Origin of the sequence: Burkholderia sp. (assembly GCF_018375725.1) — a bacterium.
Taxonomy (GTDB): Bacteria; Pseudomonadota; Gammaproteobacteria; order Burkholderiales; family Burkholderiaceae; genus Burkholderia.
Map to the genome: position 1 here is coordinate 1 of NZ_JAHACR010000246.1, position 6,518 is coordinate 6,518.

Below are 6,518 nucleotides of genomic sequence, written 5' to 3' on the forward strand. Positions count from 1 at the left end.
AATCTTGCCGCCACGGCGCGGGCGGGCTGGTACGCGCGCCGATCGCAGAGACAACACACCCTTGCAAGACGAGGGGATTTGCATGAGATCGGAGACACTATGGACCTTTCCGCCATCGAAACGCTCACGGCTCGCCGTGACTACCAGACGCTCGTGCGCACGCGGCGGCGCTTCAGCTTCGTGCTGACGGCACTGATGATCGCGACGTATTACGGCTTCATCCTGCTCGTCGCGCTCGCGCCGCGAGTGCTCGCGATGCCGCTCTTCCCGGGGGCGACGACGAGCGTCGGCATTGTCGCCGGCGTGGCGATCATCCTGATCGCGATCGCGCTGACAGGCGTCTACGTGCTGCGCGCGAACCGCTCGTTCGACCGCACGGTCGATGCGATCCTCGAGCGTTCGTGATGGGGGCCGCCATGCGTCGTCTATCGATTGCGCTTGCCGCATGCTCCGCGCTCGTGCCCGCGGCCGCCTATGCGATCGCCGTCTCCGGCCCGATGCCCGACAAGGTTGAACTGAACCCGGTCGCGATCGGCATGTTCTTCGCGTTCGTGTTCGCGACACTCGCACTGACGCGCTGGGCCGCCCGCCGCACGCGCTCCACGCGCGACTTCTACACGGCGGGCGGCGGCATCACCGGCCTGCAGAACGGGCTCGCGATCGCGGGTGACTACATGTCGGCCGCGTCGTTCCTCGGCTTGTCGGGGATGGTGTTCATGTTCGGCTTCGATGGTCTGATCTACTCGATCGGCTTCCTCGTCGGCTGGCCGTTCGTGATGTTCCTGATTGCCGAGCCGCTGCGCAACCTCGGCAAGTTCACGTTCGTCGACGTCGTCGCGTACCGCTTCGCGCAGCGCCCGATCCGGCTGCTCACGTCCGCGAACGCGCTGACGATCGTGATCCTGTATCTCGTCGTGCAGATGGTCGGTGCGGGCAAGTTGATCCAGCTGCTGTTCGGCCTGTCCTACGGCACGGCGGAACTGATCGTCGGCGTGCTGATGGTGATCTACGTGTTCTTCGGCGGGATGACGGCGACGACCTGGGTGCAGGTGATCAAGGCCGTGCTGTTGCTGTGCGGCGCGACCCTGCTCGCGCTGCTCGCGCTCGGCGAGTTTGGTTTCAACGTCGACGAGATGTTCCGTCGCGCGGTCGCCGTGCATCCGGGCGCGCTCGGCATCATGGGGCCGGGCAAGCTGATCCGCGACCCGGCCAACGCGCTGTCGCTCGGCATCGCGCTGATGTTCGGCACGGCGGGCTTCCCGCACATCCTGATGCGCTTCTTCACGGTCCCGAACGCGCGGGAAGCGCGCAAGTCGGTGCTCTACGCGACCGGTTTCATCGGCTACTTCTATCTGCTGACGTTCGTGATCGGCTTCTCGGCGATCGTGCTGCTCGCCCAGCATCCGGCGTTCTTCCGGCTCGGCGCGAACGGCACGTTCAACCTGACGCACGACCTGCTCGGCGGCTCGAACATGGTCGCGGTGAAGCTCGCGCAGGCCGTCGGCGGCAACTGGTTCTACGGCTTCATCGCGGCGGTGACGTTCGCGACGATCCTGGCCGTGGTCGCCGGCCTGACGCTCGCGGGCGCGACGACGATCTCGCATGACCTGTACGCGCAGATGTGGGCGCGCGGCAAGCCGGACGAACGCCTCGAGATGCGCATCTCGCGCGTGGCGACGATCGTGCTGTCGGCCATCGCGATCGGCCTGTCGATCCTGTTCGAGCACATCAATGTTGCGTTCATGGTTGGCCTCGTCGCGGCGGTCGCGGCGAGCGCGAATTTCCCGGTGCTCGCGATGTCGATCTTCTGGCGCGGGATGACGACGCGCGGCGCCGTGATCGGCGGCAGCCTCGGCCTTGTGTCCGCGATTGTGCTGACGTTGCTGTCGAAGTCGGTCTGGGTCGACGTGCTGCATTTTGCGCACGCGCCGGTGTTCCTCGACAACCCGGCGCTCGTGTCGGTGCCGCTTGCGTTCGTCGGGATCATCGTCGGTTCGCTCGCCGATCGCAGCGAGCGCGCACGGCGGGAGCGGGACGCGTTCGAGCGGCAGGAGTTCTACGCGCAGACCGGCGTGCTCGCCGGACAAGCCGTGCGGCACTGATTGATCCGATGAAATGGCGCGCTCGTCCGGATCGCCGGACGAGCGCTGTCCGGATTTCCGGAAAACCGGATTTTCTTGCCTCTCGCATGGTGGGAAATACAATAAAAACAATGACCTGCCGGGGTATGCGCATCTGGCATCGACCTTGCAATATAAAACGCACACACGGCCGTCGTCCGGTCCGACTACTACAGCAAGGAGACAATCGATGACCCACGCCTTCCTCCCCCTCCGGACGTCCTGAGGCATCGCTTGTTGCGGCACGGCAGCCGCGCGGGCGACGAGCTTCCCCTGACCTTCATCCGCGCGCGCGACGCCGATCCACCGGCTCATCTCTACCTTCATCAGGAACCATCGTGAAGAAGAAACCCCTCTACAAAGTGCTCTATGTGCAGGTGATTTTCGCCATCGTCGTCGGCGTGATCCTCGGCCACTACTACCCGTCGCTCGCCACCGAGATGAAACCGCTCGGCGACGGCTTCATCAAGCTGATCAAGATGGTGATCGGGCCGATCATCTTCTGCACGGTCGTGACCGGCATCGCCGGCATGGAGGACATGAAGAAGGTCGGACGCGTCGGCGGCAAGGCGCTGCTTTACTTCGAAGTCGTGTCGACCTTCGCGCTGGTGCTGGGGCTCGCGGCGACGCACATCCTGCGTCCGGGCGTCGGCTTCAACATCGATCCGGCGACGCTGAACGGCAAGGAGGTCGCATCGTATGCGGCGAAGGCGCACGGGCAGTCGACGGTCGATTTCCTGATGCACATCATCCCGAACACGATGGTCGATGCGTTCGCGCAGGGCGAGATCCTGCAGATCCTGCTGATCGCGCTGCTGTTCGGCAGCGTGCTCGCGCACCTCGGCGAGCGCGGCCGCGTCGTCACCGATTTCATCGACGGCATCACGCGTGTGCTGTTCGGCATCGTGCACATCGTCACGAAGCTGGCGCCGATCGGCGCATTCGGCGCGATGGCGTTCACGATCGGCAAGTACGGCGTCGGGTCGCTCGTGCCGCTGCTCAAGCTGATCGGCACGTTCTACCTGACGTCGATCGTGTTCGTGCTCGTCGTGCTCGGCACCATCGCGCGCATCACCGGCTTCTCCATCATCCGCTTCGTCGGCTACATCAAGGAAGAACTGCTGATCGTGCTCGGCAAGAGCTCGTCGGAAGCGGCGCTGCCGCAACTGATGGAGAAGCTCGAGAAGGCCGGCTGCTCGCGCTCGGTCGTCGGCCTCGTCGTGCCGACCGGCTATTCGTTCAACCTCGACGGCACCAACATCTACATGACGATGGCCGTGCTGTTCATCGCGCAGGCGACCAACATCGAACTGACGTGGATGCAGCAACTCACGCTGCTCGCCGTCGCGATGCTGACGTCGAAGGGCGCCAGCGGCGTGACGGGGGCCGGCTTCATCACGCTGGCCGCGACGCTCGCCGTCGTGCCGACCATCCCGCTGTCGGGCATGGTGCTGATCCTCGGCATCGACCGCTTCATGAGCGAGTGCCGCGCGCTGACCAACATCGTCGGCAACGGCGTCGCGACGGTCGTGGTGTCGGCATGGGAGAAGGAGCTTGACCGCACGAAGCTGCGTCAGGCGCTCACGGGCGGCGGCGAAGTCGCCACGACCGAGACCGCCGGGGCCTGACGGCCATGAAGGCGCGGGCGGTGCGCGACCCTGCGCTGCCCGCGGACGGCGCGCCGCACGGCGACAGGGCGGCGGACGGCTATGACACAATAGACGACCCGCATCGCCAGGAAATCGTCACCGTGAAGCGCCGTCTGCTGATCCTCGTCGCGCTCGCCGCCGCGCTTGCGGCGGCATGCGCGCTGACGTGGAACGTGACCTGGCGGCGCGGGATCGACGAATTGCAGCGCAACGCTGCCGTGCGCGTCGACCGTACCACCAATGCGCTCAAGAGCACGCTCGACCGTTACGAATCGCTGCCGTACCTGCTTGGCGGCCATCCGTTCGTGCAGGACCTGCTCGCCGAGCCGACGCGCGCCGATTACGCCGCACGCGCGAACCGCTACCTCGAAGATCTCAACCAGCACGCACACGCGACCGTCACCTACGTGATCGGCGCGGACGGCTCGTGCGTCGCCGCGAGCAACTGGCGTGCGCCGGACAGCTTCGTCGGCATCGGGTACCAGTTCCGCCCGTATTTCATCGATGCGATGCACGGCAAGGTCGGCCGTTTCTTCGGCATCGGCACGATCTCGCACGACCCCGGTTACTACATCTCACAGCCGGTCTGGCGCGACGGGAAGATCGCCGGCGTCGTCGTCGTCAAGCTCAATCTCGAATGGTTCCAGGGCGCCGATGCGTCCGAGCCGCTCGTCGTCGCGGACGATCACGGCGTCGTGTTCCTGTCGTCGGTGCCGGCGTGGAAATACCATACCCTCAAGCCGCTGACCGGGCCGGTCGCGGCGTCGATCCATGAAACGCGCCAGTATGCGCAGCAGCAGGTGACGCCGCTGCCGCTGCGTGTCGAGCAGGTGCTCGGCCCGGACGCGCAGATCGTGCGAATCGGTGCGACCGGCGTAGGTGCGATCGGCGTAGGTGCGACCGGCTCAGGTGCGGCTGGCTCAGGTGAAGTCGCCCCGGATCAACCCAGCTCGATTCCGGGCCGCCGCGCGCCGCGTTACCTCGCGACGCAGCGGCACATCGGCGAGCCCGACTGGCAACTCGTCACGCTCGCGCCGATCGCGCCCGTCGATGCCGACGCCCGCAACGCGACGATCGTGACGGGTTTCGGGGGCGTATCGCTCGTGCTGCTCGGCTTCTACTGGCGTACACGCCGCGCGCGCGTGCGGGAGATGATCCGCAGTCGCGCGCTGTTGCAGCAGGCGTATGCGGAGCTGAACCAGCGTGTCGCGGAGCGCACGGCGGATCTGTCGGAAGCGAACGAACAATTGCAGAAGGAAGTCGGCGAGCGCATTCGTGCCGAGCAGGAACTGCGCGCCGCGCACGACGAACTGATCCGGGCGAGCAAGCTCGCGGCGCTCGGCCAGATGGCGGCGGGCATCACCCACGAGCTGAACCAGCCGCTCGCGGCACTGCGCAGCTTTTCCGACAACACGCGCGTGCTGCTCGATCGCGGCGAGCAGGCGGCGGCGCGCGAGAATCTCGAAGCGATCGCGGCGCTCACCGAGCGAATGGGCAAGATCACCAATCAGCTGAAACTGTTCGTCGGCCGCGCGCGGCCGCGCAACGAGCAGGCACCGGTCGTGCGCGCCTTGCGCGGCGCGCTGTCGCTGCTCGACGAACGTCTGCGCGGCGTGACGCTGGTGCTGACGTTGCGCGACGCGACGTACACGCCGCCACAGGAATCGCCCCTCGATCTGGCGAACGATCACCCGGAGCTGGTCGCGCGCTGCGAGGATCTGCGTCTCGAGCAGGTGCTGATCAACCTGATCGGCAACGCGCTCGATGCCGTGGCGACGGCGAGCGCCCCACGGACGGCCGCGCCTCGCCTCGAAATCACGCTCGAAGTCTCGGCCGCGACGCTCGCGATCCGGGTGCGCGACAATGGCCCGGGTATTCCGTCCGAACTGTTGCCGCGCCTGTTCGAGCCGTTCTTCACGACCAAGGAGATGGGGCGCGGCCTTGGGCTCGGGCTGGCGATCTCGTCGTCGATCGCGAGCGATGCGGGCGGCACGCTGACCGCGCGCAACGCACCGTCTGGCGGCGCACTGTTCATCTTGACGTTGCGGCGCGCGCGCACGCATCATCCGGACTCCGTGGCCGACAGGGCCCACCCTTAGCGCACCGGCTCTGCGCGCGATGTCCCGTCGTGCGGCATGGGCGCCGGATTGCCGAGCAGGAGCAGGTGAGAACGATGGCCAACCGGCTGCAAGTGATCTATATCGAAGACGACGCGCTCGTTCGCCGGGCGAGCGTGCAGAGCCTGCAACTCGCGGGCTTCGACGTGACCGGCTTCGAATCGGCCGAGGCGGCCGAGAAGGCGATCGTCGCCGACCATGCGGGCGTGATCGTCAGCGACATCCGCCTGCCCGGCGCGAGCGGCCTCGACCTGCTCGCGCAATGCCGCGAGCGCGTGCCCGACGTGCCGGTGATCCTCGTCACCGGTCATGGCGACATCTCGATGGCCGTGCAGGCGATGCGCGATGGCGCGTACGACTTCATCGAGAAGCCGTTCGCCGCCGAGCGGCTGATCGAGACCGTGCGGCGCGCGCTGGAGCGTCGCGAGCTGGTGCTCGAAAACCACGCGCTGCGGCGCGAACTGGCCGTGCAGAACGTCGTCGCGCCGCGCATCATTGGCCGCAGCCCGGCGATCGAGCAGGTGAGACGCCTCATCGCGAACGTCGCACCGACGGATGCGTCGGTGCTGATCAACGGCGATACCGGCGCCGGCAAGGAGCTGATCGCGCGCAGCCTGCACGAGATGTCGCCG

At 66.7% G+C, this 6,518-nt stretch carries 5 protein-coding genes; all 5 read left to right on the forward strand.

The window, feature by feature from the left end; translation table 11 throughout:
- The first annotated feature begins 99 nt into the window (after positions 1 to 99).
- Positions 100 to 405: a DUF485 domain-containing protein gene (locus KH616_RS19695; RefSeq protein WP_292249816.1), complete on the forward strand. Its 306-nt coding sequence runs from the start codon at positions 100 to 102 to the stop codon at positions 403 to 405.
- A gap of 11 nt (positions 406 to 416) precedes the next feature.
- Positions 417 to 2,102: a cation acetate symporter gene (locus tag KH616_RS19700; protein WP_292249817.1), complete on the forward strand. Its 1,686-nt coding sequence runs from the start codon at positions 417 to 419 to the stop codon at positions 2,100 to 2,102.
- A gap of 356 nt (positions 2,103 to 2,458) precedes the next feature.
- A complete protein-coding gene (locus KH616_RS19705) occupies positions 2,459 to 3,748 on the forward strand; it encodes a dicarboxylate/amino acid:cation symporter (RefSeq protein WP_292249818.1) in 1,290 nt (429 codons plus the stop codon).
- Between the two features lie 5 nt (positions 3,749 to 3,753).
- Positions 3,754 to 5,868, forward strand: coding sequence for an ATP-binding protein (locus KH616_RS19710; RefSeq protein WP_292249819.1), 2,115 nt, complete (start codon positions 3,754 to 3,756; stop codon positions 5,866 to 5,868).
- A 74-nt stretch (positions 5,869 to 5,942) separates the two neighbouring features.
- The coding region (locus KH616_RS19715) for a response regulator (protein ID WP_292249820.1) at positions 5,943 to 6,518 on the forward strand (576 nt) is incomplete at its 3' end.